Source organism: Lactobacillus sp. S2-2 (assembly GCF_021698855.1).
Lineage (GTDB): Bacteria > Bacillota > Bacilli > Lactobacillales > Lactobacillaceae > Fructilactobacillus.
Genome location: NZ_WWFA01000009.1, coordinates 14109 through 35109 on the forward strand (window position 1 = coordinate 14109; position 21001 = coordinate 35109).

Annotated in this window: 30 protein-coding genes; 5 read left to right on the forward strand and 25 right to left on the reverse strand. The window is 29.1% G+C overall.

The genetic code is table 11. The features are described 5' to 3' along the window. Nucleotides 1-214 precede the first annotated feature (214 nt). From GSH19_RS05145 to GSH19_RS05155, 3 genes are all read right to left on the reverse strand, one after another. Nucleotides 215-364, reverse strand: coding sequence for a hypothetical protein (locus GSH19_RS05145; RefSeq protein WP_237027036.1), 150 nt, complete (start codon nt 362-364; stop codon nt 215-217). 151 nt (nt 365-515) lie between these two features. Then, nucleotides 516-884 carry a hypothetical protein gene (locus GSH19_RS05150; RefSeq protein WP_237027037.1) on the reverse strand — a complete coding sequence of 123 codons (369 nt, stop codon included), beginning with the start codon at nt 882-884 and terminating at the stop codon, nt 516-518. A 12-nt stretch (nt 885-896) separates the two neighbouring features. Then, the gene (locus tag GSH19_RS05155; protein WP_237027038.1) at nt 897-1658 is read right to left on the reverse strand and encodes a ParA family protein; all 762 of its coding nucleotides are present in this window, start codon (nt 1656-1658) and stop codon (nt 897-899) included. A gap of 554 nt (nt 1659-2212) precedes the next feature. Between GSH19_RS05155 and GSH19_RS05160 the strand changes: the two genes are divergently transcribed. Next, a complete protein-coding gene (locus GSH19_RS05160) occupies nt 2213-3010 on the forward strand; it encodes a winged helix-turn-helix transcriptional regulator (RefSeq protein WP_237027039.1) in 798 nt (265 codons plus the stop codon). 1 nt (nt 3011) lies between these two features. Beyond that, entirely contained in the window at nt 3012-4898 is a 1887-nt protein-coding gene (locus GSH19_RS05165) for a hypothetical protein (protein WP_237027040.1), read from the forward strand. Between the two features lie 353 nt (nt 4899-5251). Here the strand turns inward: GSH19_RS05165 and GSH19_RS05170 are convergent, their stop codons facing one another. Next, nucleotides 5252-5686: a hypothetical protein gene (locus tag GSH19_RS05170; protein ID WP_237027041.1), complete on the reverse strand. Its 435-nt coding sequence runs from the start codon at nt 5684-5686 to the stop codon at nt 5252-5254. A 119-nt stretch (nt 5687-5805) separates the two neighbouring features. Here GSH19_RS05170 and GSH19_RS05175 point away from each other — a divergent pair, with 119 nt between their 5' ends. Genes GSH19_RS05175 through GSH19_RS05185 form a run of 3 tightly spaced genes read left to right on the forward strand, consistent with a single transcriptional unit; the run spans nt 5806 to nt 6614 of the window. Then, a complete protein-coding gene (locus GSH19_RS05175) occupies nt 5806-6000 on the forward strand; it encodes a type II toxin-antitoxin system HicA family toxin (protein ID WP_237027042.1) in 195 nt (64 codons plus the stop codon). 41 nt (nt 6001-6041) lie between these two features. Beyond that, nucleotides 6042-6425 carry a type II toxin-antitoxin system HicB family antitoxin gene (locus GSH19_RS05180; protein WP_237027043.1) on the forward strand — a complete coding sequence of 128 codons (384 nt, stop codon included), beginning with the start codon at nt 6042-6044 and terminating at the stop codon, nt 6423-6425. Between the two features lie 6 nt (nt 6426-6431). Then, nucleotides 6432-6614, forward strand: a complete 183-nt coding sequence (locus tag GSH19_RS05185; RefSeq protein ID WP_237027044.1) for a hypothetical protein — start codon at nt 6432-6434, stop codon at nt 6612-6614. Between the two features lie 39 nt (nt 6615-6653). Here GSH19_RS05185 and GSH19_RS05190 read toward each other — a convergent pair whose 3' ends face one another. From GSH19_RS05190 to GSH19_RS05290, 21 genes are all read right to left on the reverse strand, one after another. Further along, the gene (locus GSH19_RS05190) at nt 6654-7418 is read right to left on the reverse strand and encodes an N-acetylmuramoyl-L-alanine amidase (RefSeq protein WP_237027045.1); all 765 of its coding nucleotides are present in this window, start codon (nt 7416-7418) and stop codon (nt 6654-6656) included. Further along, nucleotides 7402-7848: a phage holin family protein gene (locus tag GSH19_RS05195; RefSeq protein WP_370636164.1), complete on the reverse strand. Its 447-nt coding sequence runs from the start codon at nt 7846-7848 to the stop codon at nt 7402-7404. The genes GSH19_RS05190 and GSH19_RS05195 overlap by 17 nt, the downstream gene beginning before the upstream one ends. 29 nt (nt 7849-7877) lie before the next feature. Continuing rightward, nucleotides 7878-8024 carry an XkdX family protein gene (locus tag GSH19_RS05200; protein ID WP_237027047.1) on the reverse strand — a complete coding sequence of 49 codons (147 nt, stop codon included), beginning with the start codon at nt 8022-8024 and terminating at the stop codon, nt 7878-7880. Next, nucleotides 8017-8394, reverse strand: a complete 378-nt coding sequence (locus GSH19_RS05205; protein WP_237027048.1) for a hypothetical protein — start codon at nt 8392-8394, stop codon at nt 8017-8019. Before GSH19_RS05205 ends, GSH19_RS05200 begins: the two co-directional genes overlap by 8 nt. A gap of 12 nt (nt 8395-8406) precedes the next feature. Continuing rightward, nucleotides 8407-8844 (reverse strand): hypothetical protein, encoded by a 438-nt coding sequence (locus tag GSH19_RS05210; protein WP_237027049.1) that lies wholly within the window; start codon nt 8842-8844, stop codon nt 8407-8409. An 11-nt stretch (nt 8845-8855) separates the two neighbouring features. Next, nucleotides 8856-9680, reverse strand: coding sequence for a hypothetical protein (locus GSH19_RS05215; protein ID WP_237027050.1), 825 nt, complete (start codon nt 9678-9680; stop codon nt 8856-8858). Then, nucleotides 9667-10305 carry a putative phage tail protein gene (locus GSH19_RS05220; protein ID WP_237027051.1) on the reverse strand — a complete coding sequence of 213 codons (639 nt, stop codon included), beginning with the start codon at nt 10303-10305 and terminating at the stop codon, nt 9667-9669. The genes GSH19_RS05215 and GSH19_RS05220 overlap by 14 nt, the downstream gene beginning before the upstream one ends. Next, nucleotides 10298-11335 (reverse strand): baseplate J/gp47 family protein, encoded by a 1038-nt coding sequence (locus GSH19_RS05225; RefSeq protein ID WP_237027052.1) that lies wholly within the window; start codon nt 11333-11335, stop codon nt 10298-10300. The genes GSH19_RS05220 and GSH19_RS05225 overlap by 8 nt, the downstream gene beginning before the upstream one ends. 106 nt (nt 11336-11441) lie before the next feature. Then, nucleotides 11442-11903, reverse strand: a complete 462-nt coding sequence (locus GSH19_RS05230; protein ID WP_237027053.1) for a DUF2634 domain-containing protein — start codon at nt 11901-11903, stop codon at nt 11442-11444. Between the two features lie 11 nt (nt 11904-11914). After that, entirely contained in the window at nt 11915-12223 is a 309-nt protein-coding gene (locus GSH19_RS05235) for a DUF2577 domain-containing protein (RefSeq protein ID WP_237027054.1), read from the reverse strand. After that, nucleotides 12223-13197 (reverse strand): hypothetical protein, encoded by a 975-nt coding sequence (locus GSH19_RS05240; protein WP_237027055.1) that lies wholly within the window; start codon nt 13195-13197, stop codon nt 12223-12225. Before GSH19_RS05240 ends, GSH19_RS05235 begins: the two co-directional genes overlap by 1 nt. A 12-nt stretch (nt 13198-13209) precedes the next feature. Continuing rightward, nucleotides 13210-13689 (reverse strand): hypothetical protein, encoded by a 480-nt coding sequence (locus GSH19_RS05245; protein WP_237027056.1) that lies wholly within the window; start codon nt 13687-13689, stop codon nt 13210-13212. Further along, on the reverse strand, nt 13676-16678 hold the full coding sequence (locus tag GSH19_RS05250) for a tape measure protein (RefSeq protein WP_237027057.1): 3003 nt from the start codon (nt 16676-16678) through the stop codon (nt 13676-13678). The genes GSH19_RS05245 and GSH19_RS05250 overlap by 14 nt, the downstream gene beginning before the upstream one ends. A gap of 292 nt (nt 16679-16970) precedes the next feature. Further along, entirely contained in the window at nt 16971-17411 is a 441-nt protein-coding gene (locus GSH19_RS05255; RefSeq protein ID WP_237027058.1) for a hypothetical protein, read from the reverse strand. A gap of 22 nt (nt 17412-17433) precedes the next feature. Then, nucleotides 17434-17886 (reverse strand): phage tail tube protein, encoded by a 453-nt coding sequence (locus GSH19_RS05260; RefSeq protein WP_237027059.1) that lies wholly within the window; start codon nt 17884-17886, stop codon nt 17434-17436. 12 nt (nt 17887-17898) lie between these two features. Beyond that, on the reverse strand, nt 17899-19242 hold the full coding sequence (locus tag GSH19_RS05265; protein WP_237027060.1) for a phage tail sheath C-terminal domain-containing protein: 1344 nt from the start codon (nt 19240-19242) through the stop codon (nt 17899-17901). Then, a complete protein-coding gene (locus GSH19_RS05270; RefSeq protein WP_237027061.1) occupies nt 19243-19428 on the reverse strand; it encodes a hypothetical protein in 186 nt (61 codons plus the stop codon). Next, a complete protein-coding gene (locus GSH19_RS05275) occupies nt 19429-19833 on the reverse strand; it encodes a DUF6838 family protein (protein WP_237027062.1) in 405 nt (134 codons plus the stop codon). It lies immediately after the preceding gene. Continuing rightward, nucleotides 19830-20243: an HK97 gp10 family phage protein gene (locus GSH19_RS05280; RefSeq protein ID WP_237027063.1), complete on the reverse strand. Its 414-nt coding sequence runs from the start codon at nt 20241-20243 to the stop codon at nt 19830-19832. The genes GSH19_RS05275 and GSH19_RS05280 overlap by 4 nt, the downstream gene beginning before the upstream one ends. Beyond that, complete coding sequence (locus GSH19_RS05285) at nt 20240-20614, reverse strand: hypothetical protein (protein WP_237027064.1); 375 nt, start codon at nt 20612-20614, stop codon at nt 20240-20242. Before GSH19_RS05285 ends, GSH19_RS05280 begins: the two co-directional genes overlap by 4 nt. Next, a complete protein-coding gene (locus GSH19_RS05290; RefSeq protein WP_237027065.1) occupies nt 20611-20991 on the reverse strand; it encodes a hypothetical protein in 381 nt (126 codons plus the stop codon). The genes GSH19_RS05285 and GSH19_RS05290 overlap by 4 nt, the downstream gene beginning before the upstream one ends. Nucleotides 20992-21001: the final 10 nt, after the last annotated feature.

The following is a 21001-nucleotide window of genomic DNA, read 5'->3' on the forward strand; positions in this document are numbered from 1 at the left end:
ATTCTGTTTTTTTATCCTTTAATTTTTTTCTATTTCTTGTATTTCTTTTCCTATTTTTTTTCTTTCTTTCTTTAATTCTTTTCTTTTCTTTCTTTCTAATTTTTCATCTTTTAGTTTTGCATTTTTATCCTTTAATCTTATTTCTATTTCTTTTCTTTCTTTTTCTATTTCTTGTATTTCTTTCTTTTCTTTCTTATTTCTGATTTCTGATCATTTAATTTTTTTCTATTTCTTGTATTTCTTTTTTTAGTTTTTCACTTAATTCTGATTTCTGATCATTTAACGGTTTAACACTATTATCTGATTGTTGTTGATCATCATTTTCTGGTCTTTCTTCTAAAACATCATTTATTTTATATTTCATATAAATCACCTTTTAACTATTTAAGTACTTTAATACCTAGAACTTTTAGTACCTAAGTATTATAGCATTTATTTTTTAAGTACTAATATTTAAAGTAATTATAAATCACAAAAAAGGTACCTAGCAATTTAAGTATCTAGGTACTTAAGTACTATTTTTTATCGTTCCTTTGGTCATAGGCTTTATTATATGCACTACGAATTTCTTCTTCAGTTAGATAATTTTTGAAAATTAAATCTGCAACAACATTACTTACAGTTTTATCATCTTCAAGGGCTTTGGTTTTTACCTTTTTTTGAATTTCCTCTGGTAGATAAATAGAAAATTGTTTAGTAGAACTTTCTCTATCATAATAATCCATTATATTTTCAATTTTTCTTAATCTTTGTTCTTGATTATTATCTTCGTTAGAAGTTTCTTCATTTACATTACCATTATTAGTATTTCCAAAAAGAGTATCTAAATCAGAACCAATTGAATTTACTTTTTTATCATTAATTGATGGTCTTTTATTTGCCATGATTTATTCTCCTTAAAGTTCATTTATTTTATTGGTTAATTCCATGTACGCGATTCCAGCTTTATTATTTTTTCTATATTCAAAAGTAGACATATTTGCAATAGATGCATCAGCAACATCAATCATTCTTGGAACTTCAATTAATGATGCAAATTCATCATTTTTAATTTGTTCAGAAGTTTCATTACTATGATTTGTATGTGAAGTCATTGTAATTACATAACCTAAAACTTTTAAATCAGGTTTGATTTGTCCTTGAATATCTTTAATTGTTTTCTTCAATAACTGCATACCTAATAAAGCTTGATATTCAGCTTGAACTGGAATTATCACATAATCACTTGCAGCTAATGCATTAACTGTTAAAATTCCACGACTAGGTGGACAATCAATAAGAACATAATCATAATTATCAGCAACTTTTTTTAATGACTTTGATAAAACCAATTCTCTTAAAGTTGTATTAACAAGATTTAATTCAGCATCTGATAATTGTAATGTTGTTGGAGCTAAGTCCAAATTATTTTTTACATTTACAATTACATCTTCAATTCCACAATCTCCAAGCATGACATTAGTCATATTTAATTTTCTATCTGCAATCATTTCATGCATGTCATATTTAATACTTGTCAAACTTGCTTGAGGATCTAAATCAACAAGTAAAACTTTTTTATCTAATTGTTGAGATAAATTTTCTGCAACTTCAGAGGCAGTTGTAGTTTTCCCAACACCACCTTTTTGATTAGCAAAAGCGATAATTTTTGTAGTCATAAAAAAACTTCCTTTTAAGATATTCTAATTATTTAATTTTAATATTTATTTCATTTTGAAAATACCTAAGTACCCAAATACTTAAGTACTTTTATAGTATAACAATTTATTGTTATATCAACAAATCTTTAAACCTCAAAAAATAATATATTAGGTACTTTAATATTTAAATACTTAGAATTTATAGTACTTAGACACTTGAGTACTTGGGTATCTATATAATAGATTGATTTGAAAGCATTACAAAAATTTATTTATTTACAATGAACTAAAAGTGTGTTTATAATAAATTCATAAATAAATTAAATATAGATACAAAAAAAGAACGTTGATAATTAATTACTCGCAATAATTAATTATCAGCTAACAAGTAATGCAGTACTTGCTCGCCTTTAACGTTCTAGTTTTATTATTAAATTTGTAGGTCAGCGGTAACTGACTTATAAGTATATTATATCAAGCTAGAGCTTTATTTTCAATACATATTGGAGCGGACAAGTAGATTTAAAATCTTGTTTGCTTTTTTTTCTATCTAAAAAATAGGAGATAGAGATATGACACAATTTACTAAATTATATACACAATTATTTGAACAAGGTTACAACGCGAATGAGGTGGTAGCATTCTCATTACTTCATGATCGTATGAATTCATCAATCAAGAGAAGTGATTTCTTTGATAAGAAAGAATCAGATTTCTTTGTAATTTATACATTGGTTGAATTAGCAGAAAATATTAATATAAGTGAAAGAACTGCATCTAAAATCATGAATAAATTAATTAATGATGGATTGATTACAGTTAAACGTCAATTCAACAAAGCAAGTAAAATTTTCATTCCTAATTTTCAAGCTGATAAAAGTGTTATTGAATCCAGCAAAAACAACGTACAAGAAAAATCTGCAGCTCCCTACACGCAAAATGTGCAAGTTAATCAGACTAACCTTAACCAAACTAAAAACACAAATGATACAGATGACACCAAAAACTTGAATTATCAAAAAGCTGAATTAGAAAATCTGGCTGAATCTTTAATTCAAAAGGGTGGTTTATCTGAACAACTTGTAACCACCCTATCTGCTTATTCTAACGATAGGGCGGCTTTATATAATTATGCTAGTTTAATTTATAAAGCAAAAAATAAAGTAGCTCAACAAGCAACTAAAGTTAGCAATGGATATGCTGCGACAAGATTTGAAACAAATGATTTATTAAGTGATACTTTAGCTAACAAAATTCAAAGTATTATTATTTCAGCTGAACATAAAGCTAAAAATAAAAGTGCCTATATCATGAGTAGTCTGATTAATATATTTGAAGAAAAAGCTAATGAATTTATGATGGAGATATAATATGGTTGATAATGGTGATATAGAAGCAAAAGGAATCACAATTTTAAGTGATGTACTAACAAATGTTGAAAATCCAACCTTTATTCAATATAAAATTAATTCAATGGATAAAGAACCAATAACAGATGGATATATTAATTTATATAATAAATCTAATGTAAATGATAATTCTTATAGTAAAAAAAATTTTTTATGTAGAGTAGATGTTCAAGTTAAATCTACTAAAAAATTAAAAAATAAACAAAATAATATAGCAATTTTTAATAATTTAAAAAGAGATGATTTAGAAGCTATATCTAATTTAGGAGGAGCTTTATTATTTGTAATAGATGTAATTCAAAGAACAATTTATTTTCGAATTTTAACTAAAAAATCAATCAGTGCTATATTAAATTATTATAATAAACAAAATCAAAAATCTACACCTATAGAAGTTTCTGAATTATATAAAAATCAAAATAACATATATGATCAAAATGAAATATATGAAATGATTAGAAGAGCAAATTTAAATATTAAATATACAAATTATGATTTAAAAGATACAAATAAAAAAACTAAGAATAATTCAACAAAAAAAGATGAAAGTGAAGAAAATAAAAATAATTCATTAAATAGTATAATGGCTATCCCTGCAGTTAAAGGTGAAAGTATTGATGATATTATTAAAAGAAATCAAAAAGAGGAAATCTACACTTTTAAAAATGAAAATAATAATTTAATTCCAGATAGTTTTATAATTAGAGGTGGGATTGAAAAGTCTTCCTTAATTAAAGCTAATATAAATTTCGTTGGAATTTCAAAAATTTATAATTCTGAACTAATAAAAAAAGATAATAGTCTAAAAATAAAAACAGGAGAAAATAATTTAATATATATAGAATTTGACAATTCTAAAACTGAAAATACCGATTTAACTATAACCTTGAAAGAAACTACAAATCTTTCAAAAAAATTAATGAATATTGATATTGCAATCAGTATATTAAAAAATGGTTTCTTTTATTCAAATAATAATAAAATTGATTTAAAAATTAACATAAATAAATCAAAAAAAATAAAAAATTTTTATAATAAGATGATAAAAGATAAACAACTTCTATTATTTGTTAAAGATATTGAAATAAATACAAAATTACCTTTTTCATCAGATAATATAAATAGTAATGATTTAAAAAAGCTAAATAAAATTATTGATTTGGCATTTGACTATAGTAATTATTTAAAAAATAATAATATGGAATCAAATAGTATATTGAAAACTAGAGAAGTAATAAACAATAAAATTTATTATTTAGTTTTTTATAAAGAAAAAAATGATAAATTTGCTACGGTATCGGATTTGTTGTTAAACGATAAAACAATTATAAAAAGTGCATCTACAATTTTAAACCCATATATTTATAAAGAAAAAAATGATAATTTAGAAGATATTTACAATTTTAATTTGAATAAAATAATTAAATGGTATGATAATAATAAAATTGATGAAGTACAAGCACAAAGTATAAATGCTTTTGTATTAGATTTAATAAGTGTCTTTGATAGAATTAAAGATAAAAGATATATAAATTCAGCTATATATTTAATTAATAAAATTATAAGAAATAATGATTTGAAAGATACAGCATTTATAAATTTAATGCAGAGTATAATTAGGAAAGAAAATAGATATCCTCAATTATCAGATGTTTTAAAACTAAACAAAATGACACATCAAAAAAATAATCCTACATTAAATTTTTGTGCTATTGTTTCATTGAGTTATATAGTAGATGTTAGTTTAAATAATATTGATGAATATTGGAATATTCTTAAAATGAATGAAAAAGAAGTTTTAAAAAGAATGCCTATTTATACATTATATAAAAATAAAAAAGACTGTTAATTTCTAAACGGTCTTTTTTATTTACCCATAAATTATTATTACCACTATAGTAGATATTCGTTGAACTGTTTGAAATTATAGTTAAGGTTATAATCTATATAAGCCCTTTTTTATATTTATCAATATCGTTAATTAATCTTTTTTTTAGTTTATTAATCTCAAAATCATTTTCTCTAGATCCATTATTACTACCTGAGTAGTGTGGCATATATATAGCTTTTCTATTATTTTTTTATGAGTATCTGTATTATTCTTTGTAAATTTCATATATTTTTTAACATTTTGTTCATATCCTAAGAAAATAAGCAAAGCATTATTATCAATTCCTAAATTATTTAAATGATTATCTAAATCTAAAAAATGTTTTTTTCTATTTTGACATCACTTGATTCACTATTAGTTTCACCTTTTACTAGTTCAGTTATTAAACAACCCCATAACTCTGTATTAGCAACAACTGCCCCTAATCTAGAATCTTTACTGTCATTGTCCCCATGGTGACTAAGTAAAGATTCATCTTTCCAAGCATTACCTTGATTCTTTCCAATTAATACATATTTTGTATTATTGAATGATACTTTGTTATCGAACACTTTTACATCATCCTCATAATATTTTGGAAAAACTCCTGCGTCATAATAACTTTCTGCATCTGTTTCAGTAATATTATCGCTAGATGTTAATTTTTTAAGATCATCTGGCTTAAACCAAACAGCAAAGCTATCTTCTACATTTAAATTATTAATATTATTTTTATCGTTTTTGTCATACATTCCAACAATTGGCATGTTATATCCTCCTAAAAAATTATCATTACTAAATTAGCTTAACATATTAATTAAATACACTTGATATTATACACAATGTTGTGTATAATGTAGTTATAGTCAAGAAAGGGGAATATGACATGCCAATGACGGCTCGTGAAATGCTTAAACTCCTTAAAAAGAATGGTTTTATTAGTAAGCGTCAAAATGGAACATCACATTTAATTATGTATAATCCAAAAACTAATGTAACTATTCCAGTTCCAATACATAGTAAGGAACTAAAAAAAGGAACTGAGCAAGGCATATTAAAGCAGGCAGGGTTAAAAAAATAACCCTTGTTTGTTATATCCCAAAATTGAAAGGACATTTTAAAATGGAAAACAAATTAATTTATCCAGTTATTTTACATCCAGAAGATATCGGTTATAGTGTTGAGATTCCAGATATTAACAATGGAATTTGGACCCAAGGTGATTCTATGGAAGAGGCATTAGAAATGGCAGTTGATGCAATTGGATCAATGCTAATTGAAGAAACAAATTATCCAACAGCTACTCCATTAAAGGATATTAAGTTAGAAAATGAAAATGATATAAAAAGCATTGTATCAATTGATATGGATAATTATCGAAAAAAAGTATCAAAAACAGTTAGAAAAAATGTTTCTATTCCAGAATATTTAATTCAAATTGGAAAAGACAATAACGTTAATTTTTCTGAAGTTTTAACTCAGGCTTTAGAAAAAAAGTTTTTATAAAAAGGAGTGAATGATATTTTTACAGCTTGTTGGGAAACAATAAAAAAATGCTGGAATGGGTTAAAAAAACTTTTTCCATCAAAAAATAAAAATAATGATAATGTTACTTTTATAAAAATAGATGGTGGTAAGAATAACACTATTAGTGATAATCACTTTCATTATAAATCAGAAAATAAACAAAAATAAAAAAGAGACTACCCATTAAGGTAGCCTCTTTTAATTTGTCTATTTAATTTTAGTCACAAATTTTGTGTTACTTGAAATGTAACCGCAGTTAGTTTTAATTCGAGTGATTGAGCCGTAATGAACAATATTACCAGTAATTATTGAACCTTTAGCAAACTTCTTGCCATGATATTGTTTGAATGAAATATCAGAATAAACATTTACGTATTTAGCTTTAACTTTGAATTCGTTACCAGTATTTAAGTAAGTTGCTTTCTTAGCAGTTTTCTTACCAATTCCATACTTAATATCATGAGCTAATTGTTTCTTAGAAATACCCCATTTTTCAAGATATTTAAATGGGTCGCTATGATCTCCCCAAATATTTTTAGATACCCAATAATGAGATTTAACTCCACGATTGCCAGCTTTCCCTTTATCAAATGTTAGTGGAATATTGTATATTTTTGCGTACTTTCTGATTAATTCAATGAAGTTAGCATAAGATTTATTAAATCTTACTTGGCTATCAACATGAGCTAACTCAATCTGGAATGGACTGTCGTAGTTAGCGTTTCCTGCTCCCCAAGCTACATATCCCGGCTCACCAACTTCATAAGCTGCAACATCATTTACAATCATATGTGTATATGCTGGATATTGACCATTAATATTTCGTTTCATATATGAAGCTTCATTTTTAGCTGAATCTTTACTTTTGTTAGTATCATTGGCAGTATCATGAATAATAATATAATTGTGTCTAGCCTTATCTCCACTACCTTGATTTGTACTTAATGCAAACTCTTTACTTACTTTTACCATTTTTATCGTTCTCCTTTTTATCTTTTACTTTTTCGGTTTTTTCAGTTATATCTAAAATTTTGTTTATAAAATATTCTAATTTTCCTGTAAATACGCTCATTGCTCGCAGATTTTCAACAATGCTTAATCCTTCATATACTAGTAATCCAATCGTATAAGAAGTTGATATATCAATTCCTAAATGGATATTCAAATAGTTATTAAATAAATCATCTAACATGTTTCCAACTACTATTCCGGATATGGCAAGCATTTTAACTGCTATACCTTTCAAATAAGTACGACTATGAAGTCGACCTTTGACTGCTGATTTAACGAATCCAATAATTACGTCTATGATCATTAATATAAAATACCAATTAATTAAGTGAACTCCGTTATCATCTAGCAACCATAGAAAAAAATTTCTTATAATTTCAATTTTACACACCTCATTTATTTCAAAATAAAAACGACTAACTAATTTTCATTAGTAGTCGCCTCGTTATTTAATATTTGTTTATATTCATCTTCAGTGATGATTTTATTATTAACCTTTACATGTAATTGCTCCTTGGTCATAAAACCCCAACCATACATATTTTTAATAAATTGAAAATTATTCATTAGTTACACCTCCTTGATTACTCATAAAGGTAATCATTTGTTGTAATTGAGTGATTTTATCATTGGCTTCACTTAATTTTTTAGTAGAAGCATCTAAAGCAGTTTGTAGTTCTTCATTTTTTTGTTTTGCTTCATTTGCAATTACTTTTGCAGATTTAAATTCATTCCATGTTGCAATTGTTAAATTGCTTATTGGTCTAATGATATTGTTACCATCTGCATCTTCTTCTAATTTAAAATTGGTACTTTCAGTACAAAATGCATTTTCCCAATCACTTATAACTTCGGCTTGTACAAAACCCTCTCTTTTATCATTTAAAAAATTAATAATAATTCCCTTTTCATCTGTTTCTACCCATTTCATTGACATAATTTGTCCTCCTTATTTATCTTGAATTGGAATAATTAGATTAAGTAACAAAGCAAAATCTGGTCTTGCAATGACATCTAAATTATATTGAGAGTTTGATACATCAGCTTGTAATAAATTTTGATTACCAGCATCAAATACACGTAAGTTTATTAATCCGCCAATTTGTGGACCATCTAAATTAGTAGGTGGAGTATTTTCATTAGCATAAATAATTGAACGGTTACTAAAATCGTAAGTATATTCCTTTGGTAATGTACAAAGAGTTACAGTATTGCCTTGTCCTTTATATCCAATGGGTTTTAATCTTCCAGTAATTAGAGCTAATCCGTCTCCATTATTCTTGAAATCAACATATCCGGTAAAATCACTAAACGGCATTTCTAGTCTTGACCAGCTATCACCAAATTCAATTCCATTTTGCCAAAAATTATGAATCTTATGAGCCATTTTCTTCACTCCTAACGTTTATAAAATTTATATAGTGGATTAACTTTACTATCATACTCAGGATTATCAGATGGCTTCATAGTAAGTAAATCCTCGAAATATGCTTTTTGAGAATTTAAAATATCACGATTAATAATTTCAATCCATTTATGATTTGAACGATTATTAGTAAATATTTCTCCAATTTCACTTGTAACAGTCACTGTAGCTTGGTCCTTTGTAACCATTCCCATAAAATTATGTTTCCATGGATTATTTTTTGGATTAGCTCCATTACAGAAATATTTACCATTTTGTTCTAAATTTAAGACATCATCTTCATCAGTCAATTCACGAATTACATTGTATTGAGCATATTTAACTGTTGCGATATTTTCTGGATTAATAGTAATTTGAACATTCGCATTACTACCAACAATAATTTGAATTTTAATCTTTGATTGAACGTATACTTTATTATCAAAACTTGGTAAAAAGTCCGGATAAGAAGCAACTGTAACGGAGTATAAAATTTCTTCTTTAGTTTCAGTATTAGTTGCCCATAATCCGATGGCTCTTAAATAATAGCTATTTTGACTATTTTTATTATCAAACATTACAACTGTTTCAGCTAAGTTATCACTTTCACTATTGTCTTTAGTAGTTTCTACAATTTCCCCCGAAAAATTATAATCTGGTAATTTAGTTAAACTTTTAATTTTGTCATCATTGTATTCAGTTAAATCAGTAGAAGTAGCTGATACACGATTAATTTTAAAATTACTTAATCCATGAGCTGCGCGATCAGCCCAAATTAATCCTTGATTGGTTATAATTGTGTCTTTATAAGTTGCCATTTTTGCCTCCTTTTATTTTAATTTCTGTGTAATTAAGTGATTGAGTATTAGTTCCGATATTAGTTCTTCGCATACGACTAGTATTAGTAAAACTAGTTTTAACTTTTGATTCAGAATAGCTAGTTCCACTAGTTGCAGTTCCTACATAAAAGTTAGATTGAGAATTGCTTTCAGATAGTTTATTGATTAAATAAACTAAATTGACTGGTAAATAACCATCTAATATTTTTAATAGATTTTGAGTTTTTGAATAATCTAGTTTATAAGTATTTCCATAAATATTTACTGAAAAATTATTTGGATTAACATCAATAGTCGCTTCAATATTTAACAAACTAATTAATTCTTTAAAGTAATTAATCGTGATTGGCTTAGCTGGTAACATTTTTAAAATAATATTTGATTTACGAGTTTCTAAACTATCATTTTTAGATGGCGTAATATTATACATATCTTCAAAAATTGAAACACCATTTTCATCTGTTTCAGTTACAAAGCTATTTAAAAAACTCATCTTTAGTAATCCATTCGATTTATCAAATGCATGATCATTAGATTTTATAACCTGTTCATATTCATAAATTCCATCATAATAATCTGGAGCATAAGCTTGAATATTACTCATCAAAAATCACTTCCTTTAAAATTGGTAGTTCTGATATTTCATTATTAAAAATCATGGAAATATCTTCCGATTCATCATTTAAAGTCGGTAAAGTTGAGTTAGAAACATGAGCAACTTTTACTACTCTTGCCAATAGTTGAGAACGATAAATTGTTAAAGAATATCCTCGGTCTTGATTTTGTGGAATTTTACCCCAAAAAGTACGCTGCTCATTAAAATATTCACTGATTGATTGTTTAATATCGTTTTTAATATTTTCAATCGGACTAATTCCATCAGTTGATATTTTTAAACGAACAGATATGTTTTTGGTCGATGGTGCAACTACCGTAACTGAATGACCAATTGGTGCTAATCCATAACCTTGACCGGTTGTTTCTGGTGGGTCAATTTTATTTTTAACTTGGGATAAAAGTACGCCACTTGCTCCGATTAATTCGTTATTTAAAATAACTAATTTAACCGTTCCACCTCCTTTCCAAGTTGGATATATTTGATATGCGCCAATTTCTTCTACATCATTAAGCATTTTTTTATAATCGGAAACGTTACCGCCATATGCGATTGAGTCAGAGTTGGTTAGAATTCGATTTCTTAAACTATCATCTGATTCTTCATTTTTAGCTGGTACAGCAATCTCTGTAATTTCTGCCCAATTTAAACTATCGTTAGGAGTAACTGGCAAGATTTGTCCGATATATCCATTTGGTCTAGTACCTAATTCATCAGCTTGTAAAAGTACGCCATCAGATTGTATTTTTACAACGTAATAAAAAATAGGATTGTCATCATTAATTGAGGCAAACCTATCATTTAAAGAAATATTATTTAATTGTTGTCCATTATCATCAGTTACTTTTGCTAAAACTCGAGTATAAGTTGCTTTATCACGACTTACTCCTCGTTCTTGTCCACGCCAGTCTAACGCTTCCCCACTAGCGGTTTGAGTAAATGTTTCTGTAACTGAATTAGCCATATTTTGACTTTGTAATTCCAACATTTTTGCAACTGGAGCAATTGCGTCATACATAATTGAACCTTCTCTTGTATCAATATCATCTGGTGTCTGATCTAATAATAAATCTAACCAATAATCAAAATCTTTATTATTAAATCCATCAATTAAATCTTGAATTCTAATTATCTTCCACCTCCTTTGTAGTGCTTATATTTCCATAATCAGTGATAACTGAAACATAAAAAATAAATCTTCCGTTATTTGTTATTTCTGTTTCTTCAAAATTAACTTCTTGAATGCGGTCATCAGCTAACAATGATTCTTCAATCATTCGTTGAGCTTCAACTTCGATATATGAAGAATCTAATCCGATTAATGAATTTAAATCAGTTCCATAATTTTCTGAATAGATATCATAAACATTTACATCAGTTTTTAAAATTTTATCAACGGCTTGCCTCATGGCGTCTAATCCGTCAGTGGTTTGTAAAATTCTTCCGTTTGAAATTTTATATGTTTTATTGGGAATATCTTCTTCTAATTCATCTTCGTCATCTTCCAATTCATCATCAGTTAAATCATCATCATTGATATCATCTTCATTAACAATTTCATCATCTTGAATTTCTTCATCATTCATTTATAAGCACCTCACTTTCGTTTATATTCGATAATAAAAAAACCTTGCCCGCCGTCTTGTCGGAGCATGGTTACATCATCACCTTTTTTTAATTTATTGAAATGCTTAATTTTTTTCTTTTTTTTATCAATTTCAATTTCTTCTTCATAGTCAGTACAATACTTGCTAACAATTAAAAATTCTTTAGTTAGAATTAAATCATTTGCATACTGAACTTTTAAAGGACTATCACTAACAACTTTACCGAAAACTACATCAGAATAATCAGTGTTAGAGCCACCACGTTTTGATAATTGATTTAATAACCATTCTCCTGCCATTAAACGCTCAACTCCAAATCTACTGTATATTTTGTTCCAAAAGTATGAGTAGCTTTTTTTATTAAAAATCTTTTCTTACCGACTCCAACTTTTTTTAAATCTTTGATATTAACAACAACTGAATTTCCAGCAATTAAATCAACATGACCTAAAGTAGTTAAAGATAGGCTATTGGTTTGTTTATTTTTTTGTTTTAATAATTTTTTTGCTCGTTCTTTCATTTGTGCAGCGTTAGTTTTACCAGTTGCTTTATCAACGTAAGTTAATTGACCCCAACGACTGACAGAATTTCCCTTAGCTTTTTTCATTTTGATAGAAGTTACTTTCTTTTTTGATGTTGAACTATCATCATTTACGACTTTAATGTAGTTAGCTGCATTATCAATTGAACGTTCCATTTTATAACTGATGACACTATAATTATCTCCTAAACTTAACTTTAAAGTTTTATAAGGATATTTTCTTAATTCAACTGTTCCGTAATTATCTTTTAAAAAATATCTAGTTCCAGTAGCACGATATGTTGCTTTAATCCCACTTTTTAAAATATCGAAGTAGCTTTTATTATCAAATAATTCTGATTTAAGTTTATGAGAAGATGATTTAACTACTTTAGCTTTAATTTGAGCACGTTTAGCAATCGTTTTAAAACGACTAGAAATAGAACCAACCGGCATAACAATGGAATCATTATTTTTTAAATATCTTAATTTATCGTATGCAAGGACTGTTATTTTTCCTTTTTCATCAACGTCCCATTTGAAAACATATCCATAAAAAGTTTTATTTTTGGACCAGTTAAAAATAACAATATCTCCATTTTTTACTCTGTAATTTCCAGTTGAAATAATACTAAAATCAAGTTGTCCAGCAGTGTAGTTCATATCAGTTGTTAATTTAACGTCTGATACTGCATTTTTTAAATCATATTTATTTTTACTGTTACGTGATCGCATTTCAAGTTTGGTTATCATCTTCTCACTCCTTTATTTTTTCTTTTTCTTCTTCTTCTTTTTGGATTTAATTTTCTTTGGACCACTTTTTTTATACTCTACAAATTTCAATGAATAAGCATAAGTATCAGCTTGTGCATTTTCAAATCCATATTCAAATTTTTGGAGTGTGGCTTGCATAGAAATAGAAGTATTAGAAACAACTACTCGAACTGGTTTCTTACGATTTACAATATTTTTTAAATAGTTAACGTAGCTTCTTGTTTCTCCGTAAAGCTTATTGGCATTAGGTAAATGTGATTTTTTAATCCACCACGGAAACGTACTACTAATTTCAATTGTTCTTAATTTATTATTACCAACTTTATTCACTTCGCCTAAATTGATAATTTTTACAGTTTCATCATCAGTTTCATAAGACCATTTTATTTCTGGAGGCGTTAAAGGAAGTTCGATCGTATGCTTTAGAGAATTAGTAATGTAAAAACCAATATGTTTTTTACTCGAAGCCATAACCAATTCCCCCTTGTTTCTTAGCTTTTAGAATTTTTTCAATTTCACTTAAAATTTTATTTCCATCGATTTGTTCATTTCCACTACTAATAATTTGAATAGCACCATTTGAAATGTTAATTGAATGATCAACACTCGTACTTTGTGGTTGGGAATAATTACTATTGTTAGTAGTAGCATAAGTTGCATTAGAATTACTGGTATTACTTTGAAATGGCGAACTTGTTGGAGCATCACTTGAAATATTTGGTGTAACTTGCATATTGCTTCCAACATCTGACACGTTAGTTGCTAAATCATTAATTGATTGAGTTGGAAGTTTTGCGTGCTTATCAATACCGATTGCAAGCCCCATATCCATGTATTGTCCGAATCCTTTAAATACACGCGATGGAGAATGAATTCCCATCATTTTTTTAAATCCACCGGCTACAGCACTAGCGGCTCCTTTAACTTTATCAACAACTGCTCCCACCATTGAACTAATTCCATTAGCTAATCCTTTCATTAAATTAGCTCCAGCATCTCTCATTGCACCAATAAAATTAGTAACTGTATCAACAGCACTTCTAATACCACTTGAAACAGTACTTTTTACAGTATTGAATCCACTTCTTACTGCATTTACAACTCCACTCATTGCACTTGTCATTGCTCCAATCATTCTGCTTATGGAAGCCACAACAGCACTAATACCACTGGCAACAACATGTAATCCGGCACCAACTAAAAGAAGTCCAGCTCCTAAAATAACCGCAGCTGCTCCTAATAATGTAGCTCCAGCAGCTGCTGCAACAAGTCCAACTCCTAATAAGACAAGCATTGGAGATACAACTAATAATCCAGCTGCTAAAACAATTGCAGAAACTCCGACTAATGTCATTCCAGCAGCAAGAACCATAATTCCTAATCCGGCACTCATTGCAGTTGCAGCAATAATTGGTAAGAAAGTAGCTATAATCATAATTCCTGCTGAAGCAATTAAAACTCCGGCTCCAACAACTAACATTGCAGCACCAAATAATAAAGCACCAACCGCAGCAACAGTTAATCCAACTCCTAGTACTAGTAATCCGGCTCCTAAAGCAATAACTCCAACAGCACCAACTAAAGCAGTAACACCGAAAATAGCGATAGCTGCTCCAAGTGCTATTATTGCAACGCTAGCACCTAATCCATATTGTTGAATAAGTGGTAATTGAGTAGCTAATAAAGCAAGTCCTGCAGAAGCAACGAAAACAGCTAAACTTACTACTAATAGTCCAGCTCCAAAGATTGCTAATGCAGCACCGGCTACTATCAAGGCAGGGACAAAAACGTTTGCTAAGATAGCAGTTCCAGCTACTACTGCAATTAATGCTGCTAGCATTCCAATTGCTCCCCAACCTGCACTAGCCAATCGTATTGAAGCACTAGCCATTAAATACATACCAGCTCCAATTGCTAAAATTCCGACACCTGCTAAAGCTAATCCTGCACCCATTTTTATGAAATTTGCACCGATTGTTGAAACAGGTTTGGTAACAGTTGAAGCTCCTTGAGAAGCTTTTCCAAGACCGCCTAATCCATTTTTTATTTTGTTAAATGTTCCTATCACAGATTCTATTTTTTTAATTGCAAAGAAAGCTACGGCTAAAGCCATAATTCCAGTTGCAATATACGATAAAACTTTTGGGTTAAACGCTCCTAGAATACTAAATAAAGAAACAATCGCAGTAACTACTAATCCCTTAGTACTAACTTTTAGTAACATAAATCCAATAGCTAGTGACTTTAAAAGTGAAGGTGGAAATGTAGATAATGCGTCAGCAAATCCGGCTATTGCTTTAGCAACACTGTTTATAATAACTCCTAATCCTGTTCCTAAACCTTGAAATACAGCGAATGGATTTTTACCAATTTTTGAAGTCTTTCCTAAATTGCCAAAAGCATTAGTTACTGATCCAATCATTACACCAATATTTTTAATTGCTCCGGATTGCGTTAATCCACCCCAAACATTTGATAATGCACCACCAATATATTTAGCTAAGCTTCCAACGGTTTTCATAATGGAATTAGCAATTGGAATAATTTTGTCAGTCATTTTATTGAAATCAACATTATCTAAGCTATCCGCAATTCCACTTACGGATTTAATACCAATTTTTGAAAGCTTATCAAAAGCAGGTTGTGCTTTGTTAGCGACAGTTTCTCTTAATCCGTCCATTGCTTGACCGACAGTTTTATAACTACGAGCCATTTTTGAAAATTGTTCATTAGTACCAGTTTTTGAAACAGCATTGAAGAAATCTTTTGTTTTTACAGTTCCAGCTTGTACATCTTGAATTAATTCTTGAGTTGACTTGCCCATTGTTTTAGCAACTTGCGCCATACCAGCTGGCGTTTGCTCAAGCATTAAACGAAAGTCTTGCCATTGCAGTTTAGGCTTAGCAGCGGCTTGTACAGATTGTTGAGACAAAGTTTTCATTGCTTGAGTTGGGTCAGATGAAGCAGCCGCTAATCCACCTAAACCTTTAACAAGATTACCTGTATGTTTTGTTCCAACTGCATCAAATTGAGCGTAAGCAGAAGCCATATCACTAGATGAATAAATGGTATCTTGAGCGAATTTTTGCATATCTGATTTTGCTGCATTAATTTGTCCAATTGAATGACCATTCATTTGCATATTGCCTTGAAATGTTTGCCAAGCTTTGGAAGACTCATTTAATTCACTAATCATTGAACTAATTCCAGAAGTAGCAGCACCAATACCTTTAGTAATTCCACTTCCAATAATATTTGCTCCAACTAATTTACCGAATAGTCCTTTAGTTTCATTTAATTTATTATTAAAGCCATTTACTCCGTTAGTATTTAAGCCACCAGCTAATTTATCTTTTAGCCTAGTAGCTCCATTACTTGCAGATATAAATTGACTCGCTAATCTTGATAACGGATTTGAAAAACCGTCATCAATTGTTATTTTTGAATGAATATCAGCCATTAATTTTCCTCCTTTCTAAAAATGATTAATAAAATAAATATATGTTTTAATAATCACCTCCTTTATCGTTTGAATTTATATGTATAAAAAAGAAGCTTAAACTAATGTCTTTTCGACTTTCGTTCAGCTTCTTTTTGTTGTTTTTCTTCTTCTTTAATTCTTATGTCAATTCCTGCGATAACAACAGCTTTTTCTCTTTGAGTCATATTCGACCATTGGGAAGGTGTCCAATAATAATTATTTAAAGCATAAAAATAATATTGAAAATCAAAACCGTCATCATCACTTTTAGTTATTTTTTTACTTGTTCAACCAATTCGTCAGTAGAGTTTTGGTTAATAGAATTTAAATCAGAAATTGCTTCATTTAACGCAGACATTTCACTTGCCATTAACATTTCGTTTAAAGTTCCGTATGGATCAGCAATTTTTCCATAACTTTCTTGTAATTCTTTTGTATTCAAATTAGGAGAAACAATTGATTTAACAATCATTAATTGTTCTAATTTAGTTTGATTAACATCAGAAATTGTTTGTCCTTGTGGATTTCTATGCTTGAAAGTAGCATCACTTCGGATTTCATTAATTTCATTTGATTTTAATGCTTTAATTACAAATGGAGAGTTAAATCTTTCTAATTTAACTTCTTTTTGTTTTTCTCCACTCTCAACATTTTCTTTTAGAAAATCAGATACATTTGTATTTACGATACTTTCATTTTTTTCTTCAGCCATTTTAAATTACCTCGCTTATTTTTTAATTAAATGATTCTACTAAATCTAATGATTCAAAAGTGAAATCTGATTCATATTCCATAACTCCGTCGTCTGCTTCAAAGTCTGCAACTGGAATATCATCAAGGTTTACATAACCAATATGAACAGTTTGACGACCGTTTGCAGTAGTTTTATCTTCAATTGATAAACTCATATCAAAATATAAATCTTGTCCCCCAGTTAAATATGGAAGTGCATATTTTAACCAGTTTGAGTTAACCAAGTAGCCACCAAGTGTTCCAGTTCCTTCAACTGAAGTAACCTTTTTACGTTTCCAATGACTTCCTAGAGTTTGAATATCTTCTTTGTTCTTAGAAATTTTAATAGTAACTTTTTTGCACTCAATCATTGGTTTAACTTCACCGTGCAATGTTAAGTAAACAATCGCGTCTTTGGTGGAAATGGTATCTCTACCGTTTAAATAATTTTCCATTAATTAGTCCTCCTATTCTGAAACTGTTACAGTTCCGTATAGTTTTTCGATTGAATCGATTGGTTTAACCGCAAAGTTAACAACCATTGAATCACTGTCATTACCTTTTTCAACAGTTAAATCGCCGTCTGCTAATTCATCAATTAAGCCCTTTTGAGATAACTCTTTAAAGAATGCTTGACGATTACCTTTAAATAAAGCACGACCGTCATCATCATTGTTAACACTGCCAATAAAAGTATCTTCAAATACTTGTTGTGTATTGTTTTCGATGTAATCTAAGATTCTGATTACACGATTCTTTTTCAAGCTGTCTAACTTAGTTTCATCATTAACTAAGTTATTAATATCTTGTTCAATTACAACTTGACCGTTTTTACGTTTTGAAAATACGATATAACCTTTTTGTAGAGCGTTGATAATACTTTCGTTGGTCATTTTAGGTAATGTTTCAACTGCTCCTGGATAGCTTTTATAAGTTAATGATTGATCATAATCAATATTTGAACTTAAGCCAGCAAAACCTGCTGCAGTTAAGGTATTATCTAATTCTGTACCGTCTGATAAAACAACACCGTTATATACCACTGATACGTATTCAGCGTTGTATTCTTTTCCTGTATAAGGAACAACGGCAGTAGCTTTATAACCAGTTTGATTACGAACTTCATTGATCATATTTACTAATAATTCATGAATTTGATTATCAGTTGAATATCCAGCAGTAGTAGCTACTTCATAAGTTTCTGATTGAACAGCGTCCCCTAAAAGTTCAGCCATATCAACAGTCTCAGTAGTACCACCAGTTAATGTGTAAGCATTTTCGCCACTGATTTTAGTTAAATCGGCGTCTGGTCTAGTTAAAGTAATATCTAAAACATCATTGCTTGATAATGTTTTTAAATTACTTGCCGAAACACGTTGAGAATCAACTAATTTGTTATTAAATAAGGTTGAGATCGTGTAATTTTTGTTGTCTTCACTAACTACGTTTACCACGATTGAGTTACCTTTGTTTCCTGCATATTTAGCAGTGAAATCCCATGGTAATTCAGTCTTAGAATAGCTAGCTTTGTTACCGGCATTGTTGTTAACTAAAACAACAGTTGAAGCACCTTTAAAGACTTCATTTAATACTTTCATCTTGTCATCAGAGCTGCGTAACCCAGTTAAGAATTCAAAATTGCTTGAGCTATCTAATTCAATTGCTCCAGTTTTACCCCAACCACTGTTTAATTCAGTAGCTAGTAATACTCGACCACGTGAGCTATCAGATTTAGCAACTACATTGCTTTTAGTATTGATATAAGCACCGGGTCTTACCTTGTTTTGTTGTGTCCAAGTTCCACCTGCCATTTAAAGTACCTCCTTAAATTTATCGATTGCCTTTTGAGCTTCTTCGATAGTGTATTTTTTAGTATCTTTCAATACCATTTTCAAAATGTTGCGTTCAAAGAACTTAAATTGTTTAGATTTCAGTAAGTAATCAAGACTAAAACCATTTTGTTTAGGTTCTTCTGTTTTAGCTTTCTTTTCAGCCATTTAATCCACCCTTTCATTGCTTTGTATATTCTTCATTTTCTCTTGATCATTAATTGCCTTAGCAAAAATATTTACATCAAAATTGCAGATTAAACAATTGTCTTGCTGAATAAATTCACGATTACGAATATGAGCAAAATTGTCTAAAACTTTAAAATTATTCAATAAATAATCTTCGGTTTCGTCTAATTCTGCATTAACCTTGTCTGATTTAGGAAAATAGACTAATTGGTAACTGTAACTTCTGTTTTCATTGTCAAATAATAAAGGATTAGTACGTGTTGAAATTTTAGCCACAAAAAAAGCAGGTTCAACAAACCCACTTTCCTGTTTTTTAGTATAAATTTTAATGTTTGGATAAAGTTTTCTTAGCTTTAATCCAATATTTCTTTTTACATCAATCAAATAAACAACTCCTTTAAGTAATTATCTAACAATGGTTTCCAGTTACTGCTATTCATAAATTGTTTATCTAAATCAGCTAATGTATCACGTAGCATAAATCGACCACTAACCCAGCCGTTTCCGCCACGAGTACGGTGTCCATATTCTAAGAATGAAGCGTATTCAACATTATTACTAATTGTGAATCCAACCGAACGGCCGCTCCATTGAACCTTTGATTTAGTCCAACCGCGGCGTAAAGTACCAGTATCTACTGGTGTTCTTTTCTTGGTGTTTGCGATCGTATAATTACTGATTGCATTTACTTTAGTTTCCACTTGATGAACTAATTTATTGGCTTTAGTTTCACTATTTAATTTATTGGCAAACTGTTTTAATTGTTTGTCGTCTAAATCTCCGAGTTTGCTCATGCTTTTTCATCTCTGTTCAATGCGATTTCTTGATGACTTTGATAATCAGAATAACCAACTGAGCTCTGTTTATAGATTGTCGTCTTACCTTTAAAATCAGTAATTTCAATCTTAGAACCAGCTGGTATCTCAATATCATTATCAATGATTATTTTAGCGTCGTAGCTATCGTTATTATAGAAATCTTTATCCGTCGCAGGACTTAATCCTTTAAGAATCAATTTACATGGTTTATCTTTAACCACTTCGTATTCTTCACTATCATTGAAAGGATTATCATTAGTTGACTCGGTGGTTCTTTCTGCAATAATCGTCGCTTTATCTTGCCATAGCAATTTTAATGCCGGATTAATACCTTTTAAATTAATCATAATGGCAACTTCCTAAATTTATTGAGTTGACCTCGATAATTTTCAGTAACTGGATTAGCTGTTTGAATATCAGCATAAAGTTGAGCGTTGCTTTTAAAAGTTACGCTTGTATCTCCTTCTGATACCGATTGTAAATTATCGCTTTGTTCATCAGCTCCTTTAAGATAGCCATGCGTGTTAATTAAAGTCATTGTCATTGCTATTATCGTTATATCAAGCTCTTCAGGTATTTCTGTTTGCTTAATATTACAATAATTAGCAACATCATTAATTGTTTTTTCAAGAGAAAATGAAAGAGTAGGTTTTTGATTATCTTCAACATCTAACAGTGAAAATAATCGATATTTAATGTTTTCAAATCGTGGGTGTTGTTCCATTATTTAACAC

Excerpts from the sequence above, each read along its gene's own strand:
- GSH19_RS05175 (WP_237027042.1), top strand. The coding sequence starts at position 5,806 with ATGCCAATGACGGCTCGTGAAATGCTTAAACTCCTTAAAAAGAATGGT.
- GSH19_RS05165 (WP_237027040.1), top strand. The coding sequence starts at position 3,012 with ATGGTTGATAATGGTGATATAGAAGCAAAAGGAATCACAATTTTAAGT.
- GSH19_RS05260 (WP_237027059.1), bottom strand. The coding sequence starts at position 17,886 with ATGGAAAATTATTTAAACGGTAGAGATACCATTTCCACCAAAGACGCG.
- GSH19_RS05285 (WP_237027064.1), bottom strand. The coding sequence starts at position 20,614 with ATGATTAATTTAAAAGGTATTAATCCGGCATTAAAATTGCTATGGCAA.
- GSH19_RS05145 (WP_237027036.1), bottom strand. The coding sequence starts at position 364 with ATGAAATATAAAATAAATGATGTTTTAGAAGAAAGACCAGAAAATGAT.
- GSH19_RS05150 (WP_237027037.1), bottom strand. The coding sequence starts at position 884 with ATGGCAAATAAAAGACCATCAATTAATGATAAAAAAGTAAATTCAATT.
- GSH19_RS05270 (WP_237027061.1), bottom strand. The coding sequence starts at position 19,428 with ATGGCTGAAAAGAAAGCTAAAACAGAAGAACCTAAACAAAATGGTTTT.
- GSH19_RS05170 (WP_237027041.1), bottom strand. The coding sequence starts at position 5,686 with ATGCCAATTGTTGGAATGTATGACAAAAACGATAAAAATAATATTAAT.
- GSH19_RS05200 (WP_237027047.1), bottom strand. The coding sequence starts at position 8,024 with ATGAATAATTTTCAATTTATTAAAAATATGTATGGTTGGGGTTTTATG.
- GSH19_RS05250 (WP_237027057.1), bottom strand. The coding sequence starts at position 16,678 with ATGGCTGATATTCATTCAAAAATAACAATTGATGACGGTTTTTCAAAT.
- GSH19_RS05210 (WP_237027049.1), bottom strand. The coding sequence starts at position 8,844 with ATGGCTCATAAGATTCATAATTTTTGGCAAAATGGAATTGAATTTGGT.
- GSH19_RS05180 (WP_237027043.1), top strand. The coding sequence starts at position 6,042 with ATGGAAAACAAATTAATTTATCCAGTTATTTTACATCCAGAAGATATC.
- GSH19_RS05245 (WP_237027056.1), bottom strand. The coding sequence starts at position 13,689 with ATGGCTTCGAGTAAAAAACATATTGGTTTTTACATTACTAATTCTCTA.
- GSH19_RS05225 (WP_237027052.1), bottom strand. The coding sequence starts at position 11,335 with ATGTATGACGCAATTGCTCCAGTTGCAAAAATGTTGGAATTACAAAGT.
- GSH19_RS05255 (WP_237027058.1), bottom strand. The coding sequence starts at position 17,411 with ATGGCTGAAGAAAAAAATGAAAGTATCGTAAATACAAATGTATCTGAT.
- GSH19_RS05215 (WP_237027050.1), bottom strand. The coding sequence starts at position 9,680 with ATGGCAACTTATAAAGACACAATTATAACCAATCAAGGATTAATTTGG.
- GSH19_RS05205 (WP_237027048.1), bottom strand. The coding sequence starts at position 8,394 with ATGTCAATGAAATGGGTAGAAACAGATGAAAAGGGAATTATTATTAAT.
- GSH19_RS05190 (WP_237027045.1), bottom strand. The coding sequence starts at position 7,418 with ATGGTAAAAGTAAGTAAAGAGTTTGCATTAAGTACAAATCAAGGTAGT.
- GSH19_RS05230 (WP_237027053.1), bottom strand. The coding sequence starts at position 11,903 with ATGAATGATGAAGAAATTCAAGATGATGAAATTGTTAATGAAGATGAT.
- GSH19_RS05220 (WP_237027051.1), bottom strand. The coding sequence starts at position 10,305 with ATGAGTAATATTCAAGCTTATGCTCCAGATTATTATGATGGAATTTAT.
- GSH19_RS05155 (WP_237027038.1), bottom strand. The coding sequence starts at position 1,658 with ATGACTACAAAAATTATCGCTTTTGCTAATCAAAAAGGTGGTGTTGGG.
- GSH19_RS05280 (WP_237027063.1), bottom strand. The coding sequence starts at position 20,243 with ATGAGCAAACTCGGAGATTTAGACGACAAACAATTAAAACAGTTTGCC.
- GSH19_RS05235 (WP_237027054.1), bottom strand. The coding sequence starts at position 12,223 with ATGGCAGGAGAATGGTTATTAAATCAATTATCAAAACGTGGTGGCTCT.
- GSH19_RS05290 (WP_237027065.1), bottom strand. The coding sequence starts at position 20,991 with ATGGAACAACACCCACGATTTGAAAACATTAAATATCGATTATTTTCA.
- GSH19_RS05265 (WP_237027060.1), bottom strand. The coding sequence starts at position 19,242 with ATGGCAGGTGGAACTTGGACACAACAAAACAAGGTAAGACCCGGTGCT.
- GSH19_RS05240 (WP_237027055.1), bottom strand. The coding sequence starts at position 13,197 with ATGATAACCAAACTTGAAATGCGATCACGTAACAGTAAAAATAAATAT.
- GSH19_RS05160 (WP_237027039.1), top strand. The coding sequence starts at position 2,213 with ATGACACAATTTACTAAATTATATACACAATTATTTGAACAAGGTTAC.